Raw genomic sequence first — 2,293 nt, 5'->3', positions numbered from 1 at the left:
CATCTCGGAGACTGCAAGATCCTTCGGCTTTGCCTCAGGATGACATGCGCAAAGTTACTGCTTAATCATAGGAAAAGTTAATTATGCAAACTCTCATTTACTAAACCGGCGGTGAGACATGTCCGGTTTTCAGATAACCAACAACACGATCATGGCTCCGGCAATAAAACCGGCATAGGTCCAGATCCGCCGGGCCGTATCCGCTTCCCGGCGGGCTCTCTCAATCTGAACCGCAAGCTCTTCCTGAATCAAGGCCAGAAATTTGCTTTGTTCCAGGGTATCCGACATGCCCAGCTGCGGCCCGGCCGAGCGGAGCAGTTCCAAATCAACCGGCTTAAGATCGGAGCGGGAAGATAACTTGCCCAGTCCCTGACTCCAGGCTTCGCCCGCAGTCAGGTTCTTTTTATTTAAATTCCCGGCTGTTTCCTTATAGAGCAAGCTTACCGGCCAATCGGTAAATCCGGCCGTTTTAAGCAGGGCGCGGCTAAGCGGAGTATGGGTACAGGTTATCTCTTTTTCCAAAAAATTGAGGGACAAACGCAGGTTAATAAGCTGCCCCACTCGCCTTTCACTGCTGCCGGCCCGGGATACTCCATAAAACCCCAGCCCCCCGATCACCAGCACTGTACCCATCATTTTCAAAAGCATCAGCCCCACCTCTCAATACTGGCCACACTTCCGGGTCCGTAGCGGCGCGAAAGTACTATACCGGTTTTAAATGCACCCCGTTCCAGCATTTCGCTTAAAAGGGGCCTTTTCTGCAGCTCGGCGGCATTGGCCGCATGAGCGCTGGTTATAACTGTAACCCCCGCATTAAGACACTCCACTACGGCATCCACATCTTCCCGGCGGCCGATCTCATCGGTAATTATTACCCGGGGTGAGAGAGAACGCAGAGCCATTATCATCCCGGCCGCTTTGGGACAAGCATCCAAAACATCAGTTCGGGGGCCGACATCCAGTTGCGGTACCCCCATATAACACCCGGCCAGCTCACTGCGTTCGTCAATAACAGCCACATTTACCGGCTGCACCAGGCCATTTCCGTTCGACAACAAACGGGCCAGGTCTCTTAACAGGGTGGTTTTGCCACACCCCGGCGGCGATATCAAAATAGTATTCAAGGGTCCCTGACGCCCGGGCGGGACTACATGATGCAACAGCGGCTCGGCACAATTCTTTACTTCCCGGGCAACACGAAAAACTAAACTGCCAAAATCCTTGATAGTTTTTACTTCATCTTTTTTCATTACAATTTGCCCTGCTAGTCCTACCCGATGCCCACCCCGCAGAGTTATGTACCCTCGTCTGATCTCTTCTTCAAAAGCATACAGGGAATTATCACTGATAGCGGCAATGGTACGGTAGATATCATCCTGCTCCACCCGGTAGCCTTCACTGATTTTGGTGGTAAGATTACCCCGTGGATCAATCGAAATATCCCGTTCCCCGATTTTCAATAACACCGGCTTTCCACAGCGCAGGCGTATTTCCTCCAACCTGGTCAGGTCTTCCCCTGGCAGACCTGCTACCAGCTTTCTTACCGGCAGCGCCAGATAGGGGATAATTTGTTCTCTTATGATTCTTTCATCTGAAAAAGCCATAGCATAACCCCCTTGTTTTAAATAGATATTGGAATAAGGGTTAATTTATGCCATATTTGTAATAGACACAAAAAAACAGGAGTGCAGTCTCATTTGCACCCCTGTCGGGTTAGCGGGAGAGGAACTAGTGTTCAGTTATTTCCTCTTCATCACCATCATAATCATAGTCTTCCTCTATAAATGCAGGTTCAAAGTCGAAAGAACCGTCGTTAACATAAACGACTGCATTGCAGCTGGGACAGATTACTTCAACCATATCGTCATCATCCAGAACATCCGCACTAAAATATACTCTTTCTCCGCAGTCCGGACAATCCAGTTCTATACGATCCTCATCATCAATCTGTTCTTCAAGATCAGTCAAATCATCGTCGATGCACTCGATATAATCTTTTAAATCTTCCACATCGGTGCGCAGATCGGTCAGCGAATTGGTTACATCCTCCAACACACCCAGAATACCGGCTATGACTTTCCCCTGCGGACTATTGTCCGATACATTTAAACCTTCACTCAAGCCCTGCAGGTAGCTTACTCGTTCTGAAATATCCCTCAAAACGCAATCCTCCCTTTTATATATAAATGACTCATACTTTAGAGTTTTGTATAATTTCAAAAATCCCCATTTGTCATTCCGAGCCAAAGCCTAAGAATCTTAAGATCCTTGGCTTTGCCTCAGGATGACATTC

Annotated in this window: 3 protein-coding genes; all 3 read right to left on the bottom strand. The window is 48.5% G+C overall.

The genetic code is table 11. The features are described from left to right. Positions 1-129: 129 nt before the first annotated feature. Positions 130-648, bottom strand: a complete 519-nt coding sequence (locus B3W37_RS15700) for a hypothetical protein (RefSeq protein ID WP_483176379.1) — start codon at positions 646-648, stop codon at positions 130-132. Continuing rightward, positions 648-1,604: a stage III sporulation protein AA gene (spoIIIAA, locus tag B3W37_RS15695; protein WP_483176378.1), complete on the bottom strand. Its 957-nt coding sequence runs from the start codon at positions 1,602-1,604 to the stop codon at positions 648-650. The genes B3W37_RS15700 and spoIIIAA overlap by 1 nt, the downstream gene beginning before the upstream one ends. A 124-nt stretch (positions 1,605-1,728) precedes the next feature. Beyond that, positions 1,729-2,160, bottom strand: coding sequence for a CD1247 N-terminal domain-containing protein (locus tag B3W37_RS15690; protein ID WP_483176377.1), 432 nt, complete (start codon positions 2,158-2,160; stop codon positions 1,729-1,731). Positions 2,161-2,293: the final 133 nt, after the last annotated feature.

Source organism: Syntrophomonas sp. UBA5494 (assembly GCF_002426325.1).
The sequence above is the reverse complement of the archived record's forward strand: the minus strand, read 5'-3'. Positions and strand labels throughout refer to the sequence as shown.